Here is a 660-nt window from a genome sequence, read left to right as displayed (position 1 = left end):
TAGCCTAAAGTGCGCTGTTAGGAATATGCATCTCTTTCACTTTCTCTAAAAACGCATAGTGGGCAAACATAGGTTTTCGCTCTAAGTAACGGCGTAATAAATCCAGCGCTGCGGTGCTGATCACTTTCACTTGGTCGTCACGCTGATACTTTTTCGCTAACTTATAAGACGCGCCCCATTCACCTGATGGTGTAGACAAGGCGACAGAAAATACCCCACCTTCAACCTGTCCGGTCACTAATGCTAAATCGGTAGCGCACTTTTCGCGAGTCGCTCCCGCTAACGCAAATGTCGCAGCCAATGGATCGCCCTCATGGTTTACAGTTTGGTTACGCCCTGCCAGCACCCAACCGTGACCCAATTGCTTTTCTGCATTTTCATCACTGTTTAACCAGTAGGTTAAATATCCAGCACTGCTTTTTTCAGACACAGAAAGTGTGAGATCTTTATCCGCCAGCAGTTGTCCTACATGCTCAACCATCGGAAGGTCGATGCTAACCGTATTGCTTTCGAGGTGCTTGTTGATCAACTGCATCAGCTTCAAACGTTGTTCAAGCTGATCTGCCGGGCCAAACAGCTTCACTTCAATAAAAGGCAGATAAGAGCGATACCCAAGCTCATATCCTTGTGGCAGTTTTAACTGATCCAACTTATCCGAGA

1 pseudogene is annotated in these 660 nt (G+C 46.7%); it reads right to left on the bottom strand.

Annotation, left to right across the window (positions count from 1 at the left end):
• Nucleotides 1–4 precede the first annotated feature (4 nt).
• A pseudogene (locus R8O11_RS28335) lies at nucleotides 5–660 on the bottom strand (competence/damage-inducible protein A); the annotation flags it as partial.

It is taken from the genome of Vibrio sp. 1288 (genome assembly GCF_033344475.1).
Note: the sequence above shows the minus strand (reverse complement) of the source record. Positions and strands in the feature narration are given on the sequence as shown.